This window comes from Echinicola sp. 20G (assembly GCF_015533855.1).
Classification (GTDB): domain Bacteria; phylum Bacteroidota; class Bacteroidia; order Cytophagales; family Cyclobacteriaceae; genus Echinicola.
Genome location: NZ_AP024154.1, coordinates 410,054 through 428,610 on the forward strand (window position 1 = coordinate 410,054; position 18,557 = coordinate 428,610).

Sequence of the window (18,557 nt, forward strand, 5' to 3'; positions counted from 1 at the left end):
ATAGAGCGTAAACTTAACATACACGCTATGATAAAAAAATAGATAAACTAAAAATCTCTTTTAACTTAATCATATGGCCGTATGGTATTTAAAATCAAACTCCCCACCCCCAACATAAAAAAGCAAATCTTAGCTCCAATAGTCATAGCAAAGAAGGTCGCAACAGTAAAGCAAAACAAACTAATCAATATCAACAGTCTCATTTCTAATTATTCCTTTAGGTGATGGAGTAAGAAAATAGCACTCCTTATAAGCCAATGAACTCGTATCTACTGTGGTGCTAGGTAAATGCAATTGCTGAACCTGCAAATCTTTCTGATTATAAAGATTGATCATTATGAAGCCATCCAAGTAAGTGCATATATAAAAAGGCATAAAACCAAGCTCTGCAAACTTCATCAGGTTATCATATTTGTACTTCTCAATCAGTACATCAGGATAAGCATCAATCTTTACATTTCTGCTTTTTACCTCAACCACTAAAGGCTTGTATTTATCTGAAAAAGCAATCAAATCTATCTCATCATATTCATCTATGGTAGCTGAAATATGCTTGAAACTAAGGCTCTGTAGAAGCTCTACAACCTTCTTTCTTCCCTCCTCCTCATAGGCTTTAAAGCCACTATGAGAAGAGGTTGTTGTATTATAAAATGTCATTTGGATTTAGTATTGAAAAGTGGGTGAATGAGTAAAAATCATCTAAAAATAACTGGTACAAATATAGTGAATTTTAAATACAAAAACAATTAATGTATGTACATATTTTAAAATAAAAAAACTCCCCTGATCTTCAGGAGAGCTTATAAATCAATCTATTAAGTCATTTTGAAAACTAATCAAATCTCCACCCTTACTAAACTTTCTTTTGAAGAAGATTGAATGAATTCCTCCACCTTCATATTCTTCAGTCAAGTTGGAAAGCGAATATTCCTCAAAAGTCGTTTCATTGTCAAAATGGAGGCAATAACCTTTCTGCTTATTAGGAATTACATTTAATGTATAATCCCTATCACCTCCATTATACCCCTTTAAGGATTGTAAGAAAACCTTAACCTCTAAATGATCCCCCTTATCTGTAAGGAAAACATCAAAATCAAGTTTATTAGTCTCTTCGCTATCTACCGTTATAGTCATACCTGAAACATATTCAGGAAAAGGGACATTGGGGGATTTTTCCCCCAATTTATTCCCATCAACATCAAGGATAATAACTTTATCCATTGACCTTGATTATTTCAACCTGATAAACAGCGCCAGATATAGTATGATTAGTACCATCCTCATCTTCCCAAACTCCAATGTATTCAACTGGCTCACCTCTAAATGAAACCAAACCTTCTTTGGTAGAAGTATCGTACAATACTCCATAGCCTTTCTTGGTTACCACATCAAGTTTTATTTCTTTAAAAGGGACTTTGCCTATTGGTTCTGGAAATGAAATTTCAACAAATCGCTTGTCACCATCAGAAGTGACTTTAACAGTTGACTTTTCTAGAATTTCAAGGTATTTCTCTTCCACCTTGTTTCTAAAAATAAAGGCCAATTTTTCAATTTCCCCATCTTGAAATATTCCATCTTTAGAAGGAACGACAAACTCAAACAAGTTTGTATTATATGAAGCCTTTACAGGCTTTTTAATTAAACACTTCATATATTATTGTTTAAACAAATTTTGATAAATCCACCTAGCACTTCTAGGAGGCAAAACCTAAGACATACCTCTTCCATTAACCCATTTTCAGGGCTTTAAAAGCGAATAGGATGTGAATAGATTTTTAATGTCATCAATGGGAAATACTAAAGAAAGTCTATAGCCAATTCTTAAGTACGCCCCAACCCCTTGGCCTTCGTAGGTTGTTTACTTGATAACATTACAAAGGTAATTACCTATTTTATTATGTAAAAATATTTATTATTATTTTTATTATTTTATATATTATATTATTTATATATTTTCAATCTTTTATTTTTATTTTTCATATTTTACAATATAACATAAAATATAATGGCTATTTTTATATCAATTTTAAAATATTTTAAAATTTTTCAGAATTATATTTTTTAATAATTTTATTTTCACTACCTTTACATCATTAACCCAACAGGTGGTTTATCCACCTATTTTTAAAACAACAAGGTAACTTTTTTTACGAATCATATATACTTGTAATTCAGAAAACTCATTACCTACTATATATCAACAGGTTACATCACAATATCTTAAAAAGGTAACTTTTTTATATGAAAAAGGTAACCACCAAACCAGATAAGCCAGCACATTAGATCATCAAACAAAATGATCAGCATTTTTTATACAACAATGAAAATCAACACTTTAAACATCAAAAAGGGGACTAAGTACCTAAGCAATGCACTAAATAACCAATTACCGATTAATTGCATTTTTGACAAAGGAAAGGTTGGAGCAGGTGGAACCACCATAGCACTAACCAACCAAGTAGATTATATAGTATGTGTGCCTTATAGGTCACTAATAGATAATAAGATCGAGCAAAGTAAATCCAATGCTCTTTACCCTTATCCAATCCTGTCTGTCCAAGGAGGAGCCAACAGAACTACTTCAGCTGAAATCAAGGACTATATAAGGAAGAATTCTGTAAGGAAGATTATGGTTACATACGACAGTTTACCAAGGCTATTTGAAATTCTGGATAGACTAGGTTTGGTATCTTCATTTAATCTCCTGATAGATGAATATCACCTGCTATTTACCAATTATGTTTTCAGGGACAAGGCGGTGAAAGGAGTCCTGGACTTATTCAGAAAATTCAAGTCCTATACATTTATGACTGCTACAGTCTTGGAGGATGAATTTCTATTGGATGAGCTAAAGGGAGTAAGGAAAGTAGTTGTCGAATGGGAGGAAGTAGCTGAAGTAAATATTAGACCTGTACAGGCTAAGAATGGAGTGATCCAAAGCACTATTACAATGGTGGAGCGATTCTTAAGAGGAGAGTTAAAAGGGAATGCCTACATCTTTGTGAACAGCTTAGACTTTGTTAGGAAGGTTATCAAGAGCTGTGGCCTTACAGAGGAGAACACTAGGCTAATCTACAGTGAGAGCAACAAAGCAAGATTACCTATCAAAAGAGGAAAGACAACAGATAAACCAAAGAAAATCCAGTTCATTACATCCACTGCTTTTGAAGGTGCTGATTTCTATGACAAGGAAGGCAGGATTATTATTATCAGCGATCCTAGCAAATCCCATACTCTGGTTGATATAAGTACAAGCCTGCAGCAAATAGCAGGAAGGATTAGAGACACAAAGTTTATTGATGAAATTTGGCACTTGTACAGTCATACCAGATATGATGAGAGCCTTTCTTATGATGAATACAGGGATAAGGTCAACCAAAATATTAATGCTGCCAATGAGCTTGTAATGGAGTATAATGGACTTAGCCAAGCAGCCAGAAGACCAATGAATGTGGATGCTGATAGCCATTATTTTTATAAGGGAGAAGATAATTTCTTTGTGTTTGATCCCAACAGGGTAAAGCTTGATTTGTACAACTTCAAAATCACCCACCACCTGTACAAGACAAGGGTGAGTCTGAGTGAGGAATATAAAAAGAATGGCTTGAAATTGGACAACTATTATTTGGATGAATCACAGGTAGTGGTTAATACGGATGATTTAGGAACCACTTTTAAAGATGTTGCATTGGAAGTAAAAGCTGTTTGGAATGATCATTTTAATTCTAATAGAATTGATATAATAAACGGAGCATTTGCCAAATACCAATTCCTGAACGAAGCCATAGATAGACTTGGGTTTGAAGGATTGAAAGAACAAGGTTATATGCCTTCCAATATAAAAAGGAAATTGGTAAGCACTGATCTTAACACTTCCTTGGAAGTTAAAGTAATGGAAAGACTACAACTTGAACCATCTTTGAAATCGGGCTGCTTTGTTCCTGCCAATAAATTGAAATCAATCTTCAGTTATATTTATAAAGAACTTAAGATTAAAAAAACAGCTAAAGGGACAGATATAGAAGCTTATTTTGATGGCAAATTTCAGACTAAAAAGATCAATGGAAAAGCAGTTAAGGGGTATATAGTCAATAGACAAAAAATTGTTATAGGTTAAAAAGGTCAGGGCTGAAATAAGCCCTGATTAATAATCTATTTCTTTTGTCCATTTATAGAAAGTCTGATAATCTATCCCCTTTTTTCTGGCAAATTCAGTTTTCTTAACCCCTCCTTTATCTTCAACTACTTTCCATTCTTTTAAAATTGCCTTCTTTTCCTCCATAGAATAAGTCGTACGTTTAGGGTCATCTTTCAAATCCTCAAAATTCACATAACCAAAGTGCTTTAATAGCTTTACAAATTTCAACGCTACTTCATTTGAAGTGACTCCCATCACTTCCAAAAAGCCAATGGCATTTAAAGAAGGTGAATAATACTCAATATTAGGTTTTGTAACCCCTTTACTAAAAGCATATTTAACAGCTTCCTCGTAAGTACCATACCCCATCCCTTTTATACTTCCATCCTCTTGGACTTCATTATAAACATAGACTTCGTAATCCTTATTTTTAAGTAAAAAACTGTAATCTTCAACGAATTTATCTATTTTCATTACTGTGCTATTTATTGATGCAAATATATCTATTTATAATAAATACATAAACTAAATATATTTTATATGAATAAATGGAACAATAAAGGATGGGGCTATGACACCGATTTTTACAGAGGCTCCAAATGGCGAAAGGTCAGAAAGCAGTACATAGAGGAAAATCCTATTTGTGAATTATGCGCTCAATATGATATTGTCAGTGAAGGGGAATATGTGGATCATATCATTCCTAGGAGATTTTGTAAGGAAATGGAATATGATAAAAGGAATCTCCAAACCTTATGTGGGGATTGCCATAATAAGAAGACTGCTTTAGAGAGGGGGATTGATAGTTTGGAGGTCTATTTGGAGGAGATGAGGGAAGGGAGGTTGAAATACATTTGCAAATCAGAAAAATCAATTATACTTATTAAAGTAGATGGCTTTTACGTAAATTTTGCATTTTAAAGTTAATTTTTGATAGATGAATAATACATTGATAACCGCTAATGATTTTAGGATAAGCGAAATAAAAACAGGAAATAAAATCCACCGAACCTATTATTATAAACACAAAGTTTGTGATAATGTTATCTTTAAAGATGTTGAGAATAAATTTCAGGGAGATATAGTATTTAATGAAGTTAAGTTTGTGAACAAAAATGAATTTAACCTAATAGACAAAACTATCTATATAAATAAATGTAATTTCTCTTTGGGAAAAATAAGTTTTGATGGAAACAATAATACTTTGAGCTTTGACACAAGTTACGGAATTGAAAAACTAGATGAATATTTGACAACTATAATATTTAAAAACCTTAATGACTCCACCAGAGATTTTAAATTCAGCGAGGAATGGATAGTCAAAAGAATTAATCTATTGAATTTTACTGTAAAGGATGTTTATATTAAAAGTAACAAAGTAGCAAGTTTACAAATTCAAAACTTCAATAATTCTAAATCAAGGATATTTAACGAATCCTCATCCCTAAAATCAATAAAATTAGAAACAGCAGCATTGAGTAGTTTAACTCATAAAGGTGGATTATTGAATTCAATTCGTTTTATTGATGTCAATTTTAAGGATATTAACATTTTTTCATTCAAATGTGATGATTTAAAGGAGTTATATATCAAAAACACAAATATTAAAAGCTTTATCGTTAATTCGGTTGCTAAAGAGGAAGTAAACGTTAATAGGGTCGTTCTATTAGATAATTTTTATCTAACCAAATTTGAATACAATTACTTAAACCCTGCTAGCAAAAACATCAGAATTAACGAGTTAGAGATAAATTCTGATACTTCAATAAACTTAAAGAAAATTGATTTTAAAACGGTAAAACTAACTAATGAATTCACAAAGAATAGCTCCTTTGTTAAATGCCAAATAAACCAACTTATCTTTAATGATTTTAGCACCACCGCCACTTTTATCTTTAAAGACATAACCGTTAATTCAGAGAACTCAAAGTTAATCATATATAACTCTATTCTAAACAATGTAACTTTTAATCCTTCTATTTTTCACCTATACGATTCTATAGAATTTAAAAAGTCAAAACTCGATGGTTTAGAGGTTAATTCATTTGAATTCGTTAAATCAAAAACAATATCAGAGTATAGTGATAAAGGCAAAATTGATAGAGTTGAGCTTATACGTTTCTTCAAAAACCTTGTTGATGGAGATAAGAATCTAAACCTTTATCAAAAATATAGGGCAATGGAATACAACCAAATGCTCAAGGAAGGAACAGATTTAAATTGTGGAGAAAAATTAATTCTCATATTTAACAAAATAACAAACAACCATACAACTCAATGGTATAATTCCGCAATCCTTATTATAATTTTCGCTGTTTGCTATGGAGGCTACTTGTTTTATTATTTAAGTTCAACCAATCAGATTGATAAACCAGACATTATCCTACAAAATTCCGTCATTCTCCTTAGCCCTGTTAAGTATTTAAATTCTCTTGAAGAATGCATATTTCCAACTTGGCTATATGTTTTTGACATTTTCTACAAATTCATAATAGGATCATTGCTATTCCAAATGGTAGCGGCTTTCAGGAAATTTCACAAATAGAATAATTGTTATGGATATAAAACTACTAAATATTTCCGAGTTCAAGGAAGAGTCTGGAATATTTGTATACTTGGGAACAATATGTACAAAATCTGGTTTTGACAAAACAATATTAAATTCAAATGTTTCTACTATTCAGTTTGACAAAGTTAAATTTGAGAATTCAATAACCTTCAACTTTTCAGATAAGCATATAAATCTAAATAATTGTAATTTCAATAGAGAAGCTACATTTAAAGGAAATAATAACCATTTAAGATTTATTGATTCTTCTCTTGAAAAAATTTCAATTATCGAGCCATTTTCCTACTTACTTTTAGAATACTCTTTAGAAGATTTTTATTTATATCTTGATTCCTCAATTGAAATTAAATTTCTTTCAATTTTTTTACATAAGAATGTTGATATCATCAATCTCAATAATTGCATAATTAAGGATAGTGTTGAAATAAATAGCACTGATAATATTTATATTAAGACCTTAGAATTTAATTTAAATAGCTGTGATGAACTGACAATTAGTTACATAAAGGTCGGAGGGATTGAATACACAAAAACATCATTTTCTAATTTAATTCTAGATTCCATATCAACTCTTGCGGATGATACCTTCACTTTAAATATTGAATCTTTTGATACAATATTTATTAAAGAATGTAATTTTAAGAAATTAGTTTTACAAAGTATTTTTGAATCAAAACTTAAGCACCTTAAGTTAATAAATAATCAAATAGATGATATCCTCCTAAAGGGGATGAAAAACCATATGGTAAGAATTGAACACCTAAAGCTAGAGAATGTAAGCAATTTAATATTACAAGGTAAATTTAGCTTTGATTCTTTGTTATTAGAAGGAGTGTTTGATGAGATTTTATTGAATAGCTTTTCAGTTAAACATCTAAAGTTTGACGATCTAATTGTTACAAAAAAACTGGAATTAAATAGGATAGATTTTGAAGAAAATGGCGGAGTTCAAATCTTTAATAGTTTACTTAATAATGTTATTTTTAGGAAATCCTTTTTTCATAATGTAAGCTTTATTGATTTTTTTGATTCTTCAATGGAAGGTGTTTTAATTTCGTCCTTTAAAGACTTCGATCCAGCAATTATCCGATCTGTCACTTTAATTCAACCAAAAGGAGAACTAAAGGGAAAAGAACTGTTTTTAGATAAATCTGATTTTATACGGTTTTTAAAGGTTTATAATGAACAAAGATCAAATACTCATTTGGTCCAAAAATACCGTGCACTAGAATTTGAAGAACAAAGGAAAAACCATAATCTTTATTGGTATGAAAAATTTGTTCTTTGGACAAACAGATATACAAATAATCACATTACAAATTGGTGGATTGCAGGAAGAGCAATTTTAACAATGATATTTTTTTACATAGCTTTAACAACATCTTACTTATATTATTCTGAAACTGTCGACAATTATTGGGATAGTATGTTTATTCTTCCTTATGCAGTATCACCTGTAAGTTTTTTAGGAACGTTAAAAGGGTATTCTTTCCACCCTGTTATATACATAATAGATTTCTTATATAAAATAATCTATGGCTTGTTACTATATCAAATGATCGCAGCCTTTAGAAAGTTTAATAAATAAGTTAAGATTACAATCTTGACCAGACTTCAGGACGCTTGTTTTTTCGAATGCTTTTTTGAAACTCCATTAACTCTTCCTTCCCAATTTTACCTTGATCCAAAGTTATCCTATCAATAAATTCACTAACTATTCTATCATTTTTAATATACAAAACACAATGAAATTCAGTTCCTATGAAAAAATAACCTTCTTCACTCATTCTTTCTGTTCTTTCTACTTTATGATTCGACAGTTTAATAACATCATCTCCAATATCAGCGTAACCATTTTCCAATTCAGAATATTCTATTTCATATTTATCATCCACTGTTATCATAAAATAAGGATCATTTTCATATATATTAAAGGGTTCAGATGGAATGTAATGAATTAAAACGAAATCGTTAAATAAGCTATTATCGTAGTATCCCCAAATCTCCTTAATATTATATTCTATGTCATTGATTTTCCATTGACCAGATTTATTTTGATTCAAAGTAATATCTATATTACCCATCCCATCGTGCCACCAAAGGCGGTTTCTAAACTCTTTTTCTTTTTCCTTTAATTTCCCAAAAAATCTAGCAATTTTCTTATATTCATCAGAATGAAATAAACCAGAATTATTTTTAGGAAATGAGCTCCTCAAGCAAAAACTAAAAATCCTGAAATATTCAAAAATATCTTTCTCTTTCTTATTTTCAATATATTCCCTTATTTCATTAATATTTTGAAATCTATTTTTTGGATTATTTGATAAACAAATTTCGATAACCTGATTATAAATAATTGATTCATCAGATCTGTAAGGAATATTTTTTCTTCCTGTTCCTCGATGCGTTTCCCCTGTGGCATACCACTGCAGTACTTGTCCAATGGAATAAATATCCATTGTTGGACTTCCTTCTACACCTGAAATCTCCTGTTCAGGGGCTGAAAACAGTCTATTCCCAATCCTTTCTCCTTTTTCAGTATCAGCCCTTACTTTAAAAATTTCTGGATTGAAACTAGCTATACCAAAATCTGCTATTACATAACCTTCCCCATCTCTTAATATATTTTCAGGTTTAAGGTCTCTATGAATTATACCTTGATTATGTAGCCGTTCAATTGAGTTTGTTAAAAAATTAAACAAACTAATAAATTCCTTTTCACTTGGAGCAGAATCATTTCTTTCTAAAGCTCCTGCATATTCTTTCATTATAATTACAGGAATTTCGACCTCTCCCTCTTCATCTTCAAAACAATAAATGTCATAATCCACATACCTCACCAACCCTTTAAGATCGCTCAATGTCATAACATTGAAATACTCCGCTAAAAATCGTTGATTCTTTCTTCCTAATGATTCCCCTGAGGTATTTGAAAGTAAAAACTTAAATGCTAATGTCTCCCCTAAAATCTGACCAGAATAAACTACACCATTGCCTCCTTGTCCCAACTTTTCCTTTATCTCAACCTCACCAATAGCTAACGCTACTTTCTTTTTTCTACTTTTCAAGTGTTTGGAAAACCTTTGAAGTAAACTGTTCATAAAACTTTAAATACTATTTAATAAAAGACTATAGAACAAAACTATTCTATTTCAACTCACTTCTTCTCCAACAACTCCATCAACCGCTTATTCATCTCAACTATACTGCTCATCAAAGATAGCATCATTTCATTCTGCTTCTCATTAACCGTATTAAAGGTTTGGAAATTACTGTTGATTGGAGAATTGTTGACGTTCTCGAAGAAATTACCCTGATTTGGAGCAATCAGTTGTAAAGGATCAACCTTTAAATATTCAGAAACTTTTTGAATAAGGTCAATAGATATCTTGCTCTCCCCTCTTTCATACTTGGTGTAGGCTGATTCAGTAATTCCAATATGCTCAGCTAATTGTAAGGCTTTTACATCTTTCACCTTCCTCATTTTATAAAGGTTTCTGCCTATGGTCTTGTTTTCAAGTATGGTAAAGGGGTTATCTAAGTCGTTCATAAAAGTATTTTTACTGTCAAAATCATATAAATAAACAACTATTTGAGAGAATATACAACGACTACAAGCCTAATACCTACAAAGTCAGTTTTTAACTTTGCAATACTATCAAAAGGTAATTCCAATATTCAAACTATAAAATTTCACCTAAAACACTCATAAATAATATTTTTCTGCTATTTTGGTAATCAAGAACCTTTTTAAAGGGAATACCAACTGTTTAATAGCTACATAGGAAGAGTATTATTTAATATTTATTTCACTTCTTAACCTATTTCTAATGAGCTCTTTCAATACTATTTTTGAGAATTATAAGGAAAAGTTTACCTATAAGCACGGACACAATAAGGTGCAAAAAATAAAATCCAAAGTCCTTAGTTCTTCCAACCTCAAAAAGCTATCTCAAATTTCAATTGACAGGCGAATTGCTCCATCTGAAGCAGATTTTGGTAGTGGAATCCACACAATAACCTACTTTATGTTTGCAGGAGGTGAAACAACTGCAATGGCTGAATTATTTGCTATTCACAACTGGAATGAAACGGTCAATAGAACATATAGACTTTGCAGCGACTTGGACTTATGTCATAAGGCTGAAGCCACTTTTAGAAGATATCAAATTCCAATGTCACATTAATAAACAATTATTCAAGTTAGTCTACCATTAAAAAACCAAATTACTATGATCGAACAATTGAATGAATTCGTAAGAAAAATAAATTTTAGCATCAAGAGCTATAACTATCGTCACAATAATTTCCAATATAATACTCCAGAATCTAATATTCCTCAAATTACAAATTCAAGAGTTATTTACGATCCTCTTTTGCGTAATCTTTTAAGTAAATCTTTAGATATATGTGCAAAATACGAAAGGGAGCTCAATAAAAGCCCTGTAAACCATCAAATGGCTAATGAGCTAGAAAAAGAACTAATCAAAAATAAAAAGCTTATTGTTCAAATAATCGATAGCGTTAATTGATAATCTATGAACTGGCTGTGGGTCATTTTAGCGATGGCAGCGATTGGAGGCATAATTGGCTTCCTAAGCTCCAATGAAAACCGTGGTGAAAGTGCTGCTCAAGGAGCTGTTATGGGTAGTGTAGGATGTGGCTACATAATTTTTCAAATTATGTTTGCCTTAATAGGTCTTTGGTTACTTATTACAATTGGAAGTTGGTTATTTGGATAAAACTTTATATATGTCATCATCTAGTAAAATACAGTGATCAAATGTAAGGGTTAGTTAGCCCTTTCTATCCTACACTAAACAACCCATTCAATTTATTCATCTCCTGCTCCTTAATAGCATCAGCAATATTCACATATTCACTCAGTTGCTTCAAAGTTGTATGACCTGTGATTGATTGGATTACGTGCAGGGGAATCCCCTTGATGATGGCATTGGTAATAAAGGTTCTTCTAAAGGTGTGAGAACCTACTAACTCATATTTAAACCTCTGTGTAGTTACCTGCTTTCCATTCTCAAAATAGATATGCTCAGCCTTAGAATCAATTCCTGACATTTGAATCAATGTCTTTAAATGATCATTGTATTTCTGATTACTAATCATCAGTGGGGTTAAATCATAATCGTATTTTTCAAGCAAAGTTTTTAAAGCAGGATGAAGTGGAATATGGATATTTTGATTTGTCTTTACTGCAGTAATTGACAATTGACCATTAAAGACATTGGTTTTATTGATCTTCACAGCATCAGAATACCTTAGTCCAGTAAACAATTGAACCATTGCTAAATCCTTCACTCTTTGTAAAGACTCCCTTGGTGGTTGGAATTCAAGCAAGGTTCTTATTTCATCCTCTAAGAGCACCATTTGCTTCTGCTTAAAGGCTCTTGGATAGTTTAGGTTCTTGTACTTTGCATCAATAATATCAAGCTTGTTATAGTGGTTTAAAATCTGTCTGAGAAAGCTAAAGGTTTTATGTATGGTGGAAGGTTGTTGACTCTTTCTAAGGTTTTTGTTTGGATGATCTGGCCTTTCTTGCTGTAAGTATAGCGTGAAGTCATTTATCCATTTTTGAGTTATTTGTGAGTAGTAGAATTTCTTACCTCCTGAGAAGTCTTCTAACCTAGTAACTAAATTCACAAGCTTCTCAATCATTCTAGGTTTGGCATCAGTCCTAAGAGCTATATATTCTTTAGCTAGAGAAATGAAATCTTTCTCTCCTTCCTTTTCTACCTGTCTGTAATTTTTAACATTAGTAGCATTTATTGGAATACTCCTAATCCTTAATTCATTCAGAATCTTATGTATTTCCTGAAGTTCAGTATTAAGTGAATCATTTAATTCATAATGGCTTGGATGAGAAGTACTGACTTTATTCTTTTTCCAATGCTTCTTTTCAATCTTAACTGTAGTCTTGAACTGTACAGTCTCTCTAGTTGAAGGGTTCAAAAAGTCTAAAATATAATAAACAGTTCCTAAGCCAGTCTTCTTACTGATATTCTGTAAATATGGTCTAATTGTCATTGCAGGTAGTTTTTAAGTTATTCCAAAGGTATAAAAATTTACTTGTATTTTACTTGCGAGTTACTTGCGTAAGTTGGATTATTGTAGTCATTAAAAAATAAAAAAGTGCTTTTAAAGCCATTATAAAGTGGTCTTGAAAACCGTTGTACCGCGAGGTACCGGGGGTTCGAATCCCTCCTCCTCTGCATTTTAACAGTCAAATGTTTCGAAAAGCCTCAGAATTTAGTTTCTGAGGCTTTTTTCGTTTTGTAACCTTTCAAAAAACCTTACATTTTTCATATTTATCGAGACCAAATCGAGACCATATGATTTTTTTAGCGAGACCATTTTTCATTTTGTGATTATGTAAAATCAGTAGTCATTCGGTGGAGAAATATAATTCTATCGCACCTAAAACTCACTTCACTATTTGTTTTTCATACTATAATATGAAAAATCATGATCAAACACTCAACACAGTTGAATCAAACACTTATTTTCACACTATAATGTGATTTAAATTGATTTTCAATTGACTTTTTGCTATTTTTATCAAAAATCACATTATAATGACAATTAATGAGATAGGAAATAGCATTCGGGAACGTCGCAAAATGTTGGATATAACCCAACCAGATCTAGCGGAAATGGCCCAAATCAGCATCAACACCCTCTATAAAATCGAAAGAGGTGAGGCAAATCCATCAGTAAGGATCTTGAACAAAATTGCTAACATCCTTGGGTTGGAAATTTTCATTGCTGTCAAAAAAGTAATTGATCAATGAAAAGAGCCAAGGTATTAAGAAATGGAGAATTGGTAGGCTGGCTGACCAAGGAAGGTTCTGAAAAGTATACCTTTTCATATGACAAGACATGGTTTGATGACCCTAAAAAACCTGCGCTTAGCCTTACTTTGCCTAAAAGCCAAAAAGATTATCAATCAGAACACCTATTTCCTTTCTTTTTCAATATGCTTTCAGAAGGAGTAAACTTAAAGTTGCAGGCCCGTCAATACCAGATTGATGAATCCGATTATTTTGGACTTTTAATGCTCACCGCTGACAAAGAAACCATTGGCCCCATCACTGTCCACCCCATAAATGAACCATGATCAAGATCACCAACTGCCCTGGCACACTAGCATCCGATCACAAAACTTATAGTACTCGTTGTATCAGGTATATATTTGAAGGTAAAAAAACAAGCCATTTTCTACCCTACCAGAGCCATCAGTCCAATGATGATCTGGAAATGGCCGCTTTGATGGATAATCGGAAACGAATTTCCATTTCCGGAGTCCAGGAAAAATTATCTGTTATTTGGGATAAAGGAGTAATCCGCTTGACCAAAGCAGGTGAACAGGGCGCGTATATCCTTAAACCAATCCCAAGGGATTTGGAAAAAGTGGACCAGGTTCCCGCAAATGAGCACTTGACCATGCAGATCGCCAAGCAAGTATATGGATTGACGACAGCCGAAAATGCCTTGATATTCTTTCAGAATGGCGAACCCGCTTATCTCACCAAAAGGTTTGATATACTAAAAAATGGAAGAAAATTAGGGATCGAGGATTTTGCCACCCTAGCCGGTAAAACAAAGGAAACCGATGGTGATGAGTTCAAATACAATTACAGCTATGAGGGTATTGCAGACCTCATTAAACAATATGCCGCTGCTGCTCCCATTGCTTTGGAAAGCTTCTATAAACTGGTACTGTTCAATTTCCTGTTTTCAAATGGAGATGCCCACCTGAAAAACTTTAGCCTTTTGGAAACCCCTGCAGGAGATTACCAACTGAGTCCCGCTTATGACCTGACAAATTCCCGACTCCATGTAAAAGACCCAGAACTCGCTTTAAAGAGAGGCCTTTTCAAAAACGATTATGAGACAGAAAGCTACAAAGCAAATGGTTTTTATGCTCAAGATGATTTCCTTGAATTTGGAATAAGGATTGGAATTCTAAAGACAAGGGTAATAAAGATTTTAGGGGACTTCAAAACCGAAAAAGAAGAGGTTAAAACCTTAATCTCTAGAAGTTTTCTGAATGAAGAGACTAAAAAAATCTATTTACAAACTTATGTTGATCGATTAAACTCTCTGAATTACTCATTTAGCAACAAAATTTAAAGCAACAGGTTCATAAAAAAGAACTTACAAATGAAGTTTAGTATAACCATTTATCCTTAAATAGAACAAATCTCAAAATATGTTTCAATTGATAATGATTAACTCACTTCATCAAACCTTAACTTTTTCTAAAAACCCATTAATCTCCTCCACATACCAGCCTCCAAATCCTTTACTTTCCAATAGATAGGAAAAGCCAGCGAGGTGTTCACCAGAATATTGAATTACTTCACAATGGTTACCAAGTGCTTTTTGAAGACCCAATGTATCCTGATGGGTTGTAATAATATCCTTAGAGGCTGTGAAAATCAAAAGGGGAATATCAATGGACTCAATGGCCTTCCTATACTCAGCAGACTCTTCAGGAAGCACCAAGAGCTTACCTTTCTCCTTGTACCTATCTACAATAGCTAAAGTATCGGTTACATAACCTTCGCCAATCATAAAATCAATTTTGCCCTTTAAGACAGGATAAGCCCTAGAAGCAATCGTGGTTCCCATCGACATGGACCAAATCCCAAATTTCTTATCCCTAAACTTTAATGAAGCTGCCTTAACAACGGCCTCAAGGTCCTTGGCAAACTCCGTGTAGTAGAGATAATCTGACTGAATATCGAAATCATCACTTTTACCAAAACCCCGATAATCAAAAGTAATCACCGTATAGCCTGCATTCGCCATTATCCCAGCATAATAAACAAAGTAGGACATATTCCCTGCATCTGGATAAGCTAAAACAAGTACTACGCCTTTATCATTTTCTGGCCTCGCCTCATAAATCCATGAGTTTAACTTATAGCCATCTTCCGTTGTAATTTTCAGTTCCTCATAATTCCAGCTTATTGAATCTGGTGTCATAAAATATTCCCTGTCCGGTTGAATAGCAAAAGCTTGATTTATCAAGCTCAAAAGCATCAGAAAAACAAAAAAAGGTGCTATTTTTTTCATACTTAGTTAATAAGGTATCTATTCTTTGTCTAGTAATTTTCAAAAATTCCAAAAACAAAACTTGAAAACCGGACCCTTTACTAAGGTAGAAAATTCAATTTTATTTTCTTCAATATTAGTAAAAGTAAAGCCCGGTTTCATTTCCCTAAGTCAATGCAAAAGCATTGATCCACAAAATCATTTCATTAACCATCAATAAACTACAATTAGTCTTTTTAACCCCTTTATGCTTCTTTTTCACCCTGTTTTGCTGCGAAAAAAAATCCATTCCTTTTGTTCCTTGAACCTTTGGGATTTGTTAAATTAATGGTATTCAAGAAACCCAAAATCGCATGAAAAATTTACTGTACTTTATCATGCACCCTAGGGCATGGGAGTTTGGATGCCCCAGGCAGAAAGTGTATGAGACCATGGCTTTGCCAAGCATGTACGCCTAATAACCACTTTAATACAAGGTTTCACTTTGTCCTTTGACGCTTTTCCAATTTCTACCATTGCCACCAATAACCCAAAACCTATAGAGAGATCACCATAATTAACAAAACATGCAGTTGTTTATCATTGGAGACATTCACGGATGCTTTCACACTTTTAAGAAGTTGCTCACTCATTGGAACCCATCAGAAGAGCGGCTGATCCAAGTGGGAGACCTCATCGATAGGGGAAACTTTTCTGTCGAAGTATTACAGCTGGCAAAGGACCTTTCTAGCGAGCATTCGGAAAAAAGTGTTTTTCTAAAAGGCAATCACGAACACATGATGGTCGAACATATAGAAAACGGATACATCGGCGGGAGTTGGCTTTTCAACGGGGGCAAAGGCACATTAATCCAATTCAAAGAAAGAAATGTAAACCCTGAGCAAACTCTCCCATGGATTAAAGCCCTGCCGCTAAAATGGGAAAACAGTCATGTGATGGTCTCCCATGCAGGTATCTCCAAAAGCTTACATCCACTGGATCCTGATGGTCGGGATGGTATTCTGTGGAATAGAAAACCTTTGAAAAAACTTCCTAAAATCCAAGTGATCGGACACACTCCCCAACAAAATGGCAAGGCCAACTTCACCACCTCTTCCCAATCTTGGAACATCGACACTGGAGCTTACCGGGGTATCTGCCTGACAGGATTAAAGCTCAGAGAAAATGGTGACTTTTTGGAAGAAATCAATATCCCTACAGATGAACGGGATCTGGAGCAGCAATTGTAATTTCTCTTTCCAGAGCCTTCTCCAATACAAAACGGTGACGCATTGCATCCCAAATCTCCAAATCAGGATTCTCTTCACCTTTTACGGTAATGATTATTTGTTTCTCTGCCCACTTACAGGACAAAGAGTCCACCCATTGGTTTTTGGTCTTGTCCAAGCCTATGGCAATCCTCATGATTCCTGACAAAGTTCTCACGAGGTATTTTTGTGACTTGGTCATTTTTTTAAATTTAGAATGCCTTTTCTTTGGACCAGACTTCCTATGGTACCTTGCCAAATGCCCCAGCAAGGCGATCTCCTCATTGGTAAATCCTCTCAATCGGGAATTCGAAATAATATAACGGGAATGTTTATGGTACTTCGGAAAACCGATAAAGTGCCCCACTTCGAAAATCATGCAGGCAAACTCCAACAATTCCCTTGCTGAATCATCCATTCCATGTAATTGCTGGAGTTGGTCAAAAAGCTGAAGGGACAGATGGGCAACATGTTTCTTTTGCTCAATATCACTTTGGTATCGTAAAGCCAAATGCAGCACACTTCTGTACCTGAGGTTTCCTTCTGGGCCAAGTATCGTTTGTTTCCTCCCCAGACTGTCTAAATAATCCAAAATCAATCCTTCTCTCAAAGAAGCATCACAAAGAGTGATTTCACTGGCTTGAGACATCTCAAGTAAATTCACCAAAAGCATGCTCCCCAGATGTATCGCATCCGCTCTATTGCTGCTGATCCCAGGCACCTTTTCCCGTTCCTCCAAAGTCATCTTCAGTAGCTTCTTGGACAGTTTGGAGAGTTCTTTTGTGCTGACCACTTCTGCATTGACGGTATCCAAAGAACTGCCCTTTCCGGCAAGATGAGCGGCTTCACCCAATGCCCTGATGGTTCCTGAAGTACCTATCACCTTGGTAAAGCCTTCGGCAAGCACTTCCTTCATCACCTCCTCAGCCGCCAACTTAATATGTCCCAATAGCTCCGTCGCATCTGTTTTTGTCAGCGTTTCCTTTCCTCCTGCCATATCCAGTAAACGAAGGACACCCAGCTTGATACTTTTCTTAAAATAAATATTTTCTTGGTCCCCTACCGTCGCTTCGGTACTTCCTCCACCGATATCCAGCACCAATACCTTTTCATTTCCAAAAGCAATAGCTCTCCTAACTGCCAAAAAGATCAATCTCGCTTCTTCCTTTCCTGAAATCACATGAGGTGTCAAGCCCGTCTCTCTTGCTAAAGCATCCAAAAACTCGCCACCATTTTTGGCTTCTCTGGTGGCACTGGTCGCGGCCGTAATGATCTCATCTACCCCAAACTGATCTGCCAATTGAACATATCGTTGGATAACAGCTATCCCGCGCTCAAAGGCCTCTTGGGAAAGTTGGTTGGTTGCAAATACCCCTACCCCCAGCTTCACCATCTCCTTTTCATCGATCAGCACTTTAAGGTTCCCCCTTTGAGTCACCTCTGCAATTACCAGATGAATGGAGTTGGTACCGATATCAATCGCTGCTAAGTTCATATAGCTTTATAATTTAATCTGATCATTTCACTC

20 protein-coding genes and 1 tRNA gene are annotated in these 18,557 nt (G+C 33.9%); 12 read left to right on the forward strand and 9 right to left on the reverse strand.

The genetic code is table 11. The features are described 5' to 3' along the window. Positions 1-180: 180 nt before the first annotated feature. The 3 genes from JL001_RS01970 to JL001_RS01980 all read right to left on the reverse strand — a co-directional run bounded on the left by JL001_RS01970 (position 181) and on the right by JL001_RS01980 (position 1,651). Positions 181-657, reverse strand: a complete 477-nt coding sequence (locus tag JL001_RS01970; RefSeq protein WP_200974445.1) for a YraN family protein — start codon at positions 655-657, stop codon at positions 181-183. Between the two features lie 150 nt (positions 658-807). Further along, on the reverse strand, positions 808-1,221 hold the full coding sequence (locus JL001_RS01975; protein WP_200974446.1) for a hypothetical protein: 414 nt from the start codon (positions 1,219-1,221) through the stop codon (positions 808-810). Continuing rightward, on the reverse strand, positions 1,214-1,651 hold the full coding sequence (locus JL001_RS01980) for a hypothetical protein (RefSeq protein WP_200974447.1): 438 nt from the start codon (positions 1,649-1,651) through the stop codon (positions 1,214-1,216). Before JL001_RS01980 ends, JL001_RS01975 begins: the two co-directional genes overlap by 8 nt. A gap of 669 nt (positions 1,652-2,320) precedes the next feature. Between JL001_RS01980 and JL001_RS01985 the strand changes: the two genes are divergently transcribed. After that, positions 2,321-4,117 (forward strand): hypothetical protein, encoded by a 1,797-nt coding sequence (locus JL001_RS01985; RefSeq protein WP_200974448.1) that lies wholly within the window; start codon positions 2,321-2,323, stop codon positions 4,115-4,117. Positions 4,118-4,144: 27 nt separating this feature from the next. Here the strand turns inward: JL001_RS01985 and JL001_RS01990 are convergent, their stop codons facing one another. Further along, positions 4,145-4,612 (reverse strand): hypothetical protein, encoded by a 468-nt coding sequence (locus JL001_RS01990; RefSeq protein ID WP_200974449.1) that lies wholly within the window; start codon positions 4,610-4,612, stop codon positions 4,145-4,147. Positions 4,613-4,678: 66 nt separating this feature from the next. On the opposite strand from JL001_RS01990, the gene JL001_RS01995 reads away from it, so the two are divergent. Genes JL001_RS01995 through JL001_RS02005 form a run of 3 tightly spaced genes read left to right on the forward strand, consistent with a single transcriptional unit; the run spans position 4,679 to position 8,295 of the window. Further along, the gene (locus JL001_RS01995) at positions 4,679-5,059 is read left to right on the forward strand and encodes an HNH endonuclease (RefSeq protein WP_200974450.1); all 381 of its coding nucleotides are present in this window, start codon (positions 4,679-4,681) and stop codon (positions 5,057-5,059) included. Between the two features lie 16 nt (positions 5,060-5,075). Continuing rightward, positions 5,076-6,683, forward strand: coding sequence for a hypothetical protein (locus JL001_RS02000; protein ID WP_200974451.1), 1,608 nt, complete (start codon positions 5,076-5,078; stop codon positions 6,681-6,683). A gap of 10 nt (positions 6,684-6,693) precedes the next feature. After that, positions 6,694-8,295, forward strand: coding sequence for a hypothetical protein (locus JL001_RS02005; protein ID WP_200974452.1), 1,602 nt, complete (start codon positions 6,694-6,696; stop codon positions 8,293-8,295). A gap of 7 nt (positions 8,296-8,302) precedes the next feature. Here the strand turns inward: JL001_RS02005 and JL001_RS02010 are convergent, their stop codons facing one another. Then, a complete protein-coding gene (locus JL001_RS02010) occupies positions 8,303-9,775 on the reverse strand; it encodes a protein kinase (protein ID WP_200974453.1) in 1,473 nt (490 codons plus the stop codon). Positions 9,776-9,864: 89 nt separating this feature from the next. After that, a complete protein-coding gene (locus tag JL001_RS02015) occupies positions 9,865-10,257 on the reverse strand; it encodes a helix-turn-helix domain-containing protein (RefSeq protein WP_200974454.1) in 393 nt (130 codons plus the stop codon). Between the two features lie 280 nt (positions 10,258-10,537). On the opposite strand from JL001_RS02015, the gene JL001_RS02020 reads away from it, so the two are divergent. Genes JL001_RS02020 through JL001_RS02030 form a run of 3 tightly spaced genes read left to right on the forward strand, consistent with a single transcriptional unit; the run spans position 10,538 to position 11,449 of the window. Further along, a complete protein-coding gene (locus JL001_RS02020; RefSeq protein ID WP_200974455.1) occupies positions 10,538-10,894 on the forward strand; it encodes a hypothetical protein in 357 nt (118 codons plus the stop codon). Positions 10,895-10,939: 45 nt separating this feature from the next. Further along, a complete protein-coding gene (locus JL001_RS02025) occupies positions 10,940-11,239 on the forward strand; it encodes a hypothetical protein (protein WP_200974456.1) in 300 nt (99 codons plus the stop codon). Positions 11,240-11,245: 6 nt separating this feature from the next. Further along, complete coding sequence (locus tag JL001_RS02030; RefSeq protein WP_200974457.1) at positions 11,246-11,449, forward strand: hypothetical protein; 204 nt, start codon at positions 11,246-11,248, stop codon at positions 11,447-11,449. Positions 11,450-11,513: 64 nt separating this feature from the next. Here the strand turns inward: JL001_RS02030 and JL001_RS02035 are convergent, their stop codons facing one another. Then, positions 11,514-12,749: a tyrosine-type recombinase/integrase gene (locus JL001_RS02035; RefSeq protein ID WP_200974458.1), complete on the reverse strand. Its 1,236-nt coding sequence runs from the start codon at positions 12,747-12,749 to the stop codon at positions 11,514-11,516. Positions 12,750-12,804: 55 nt separating this feature from the next. Between JL001_RS02035 and JL001_RS02040 the strand changes: the two genes are divergently transcribed. The 4 genes from JL001_RS02040 (at position 12,805) to JL001_RS02055 (ending at position 14,855) form a co-directional block, all read left to right on the forward strand. Beyond that, a tRNA-OTHER gene (locus tag JL001_RS02040) sits at positions 12,805-12,936 on the forward strand. Between the two features lie 361 nt (positions 12,937-13,297). Continuing rightward, positions 13,298-13,513 (forward strand): helix-turn-helix domain-containing protein, encoded by a 216-nt coding sequence (locus JL001_RS02045; RefSeq protein WP_200974459.1) that lies wholly within the window; start codon positions 13,298-13,300, stop codon positions 13,511-13,513. Beyond that, the gene (locus JL001_RS02050) at positions 13,510-13,839 is read left to right on the forward strand and encodes a HipA N-terminal domain-containing protein (RefSeq protein ID WP_200974460.1); all 330 of its coding nucleotides are present in this window, start codon (positions 13,510-13,512) and stop codon (positions 13,837-13,839) included. Before JL001_RS02045 ends, JL001_RS02050 begins: the two co-directional genes overlap by 4 nt. Then, positions 13,836-14,855, forward strand: coding sequence for a type II toxin-antitoxin system HipA family toxin (locus JL001_RS02055; RefSeq protein WP_200974461.1), 1,020 nt, complete (start codon positions 13,836-13,838; stop codon positions 14,853-14,855). The genes JL001_RS02050 and JL001_RS02055 overlap by 4 nt, the downstream gene beginning before the upstream one ends. 111 nt (positions 14,856-14,966) lie before the next feature. Here the strand turns inward: JL001_RS02055 and JL001_RS02060 are convergent, their stop codons facing one another. Continuing rightward, positions 14,967-15,803 carry a S9 family peptidase gene (locus JL001_RS02060; RefSeq protein WP_200974462.1) on the reverse strand — a complete coding sequence of 279 codons (837 nt, stop codon included), beginning with the start codon at positions 15,801-15,803 and terminating at the stop codon, positions 14,967-14,969. A 545-nt stretch (positions 15,804-16,348) separates the two neighbouring features. Between JL001_RS02060 and JL001_RS02065 the strand changes: the two genes are divergently transcribed. Beyond that, entirely contained in the window at positions 16,349-17,011 is a 663-nt protein-coding gene (locus JL001_RS02065; RefSeq protein ID WP_200974463.1) for a metallophosphoesterase, read from the forward strand. Here JL001_RS02065 and JL001_RS02070 read toward each other — a convergent pair. Then, positions 16,977-18,524, reverse strand: a complete 1,548-nt coding sequence (locus tag JL001_RS02070; protein WP_200974464.1) for a Ppx/GppA phosphatase family protein — start codon at positions 18,522-18,524, stop codon at positions 16,977-16,979. The genes JL001_RS02065 and JL001_RS02070 overlap by 35 nt on opposite strands. Positions 18,525-18,557: the final 33 nt, after the last annotated feature.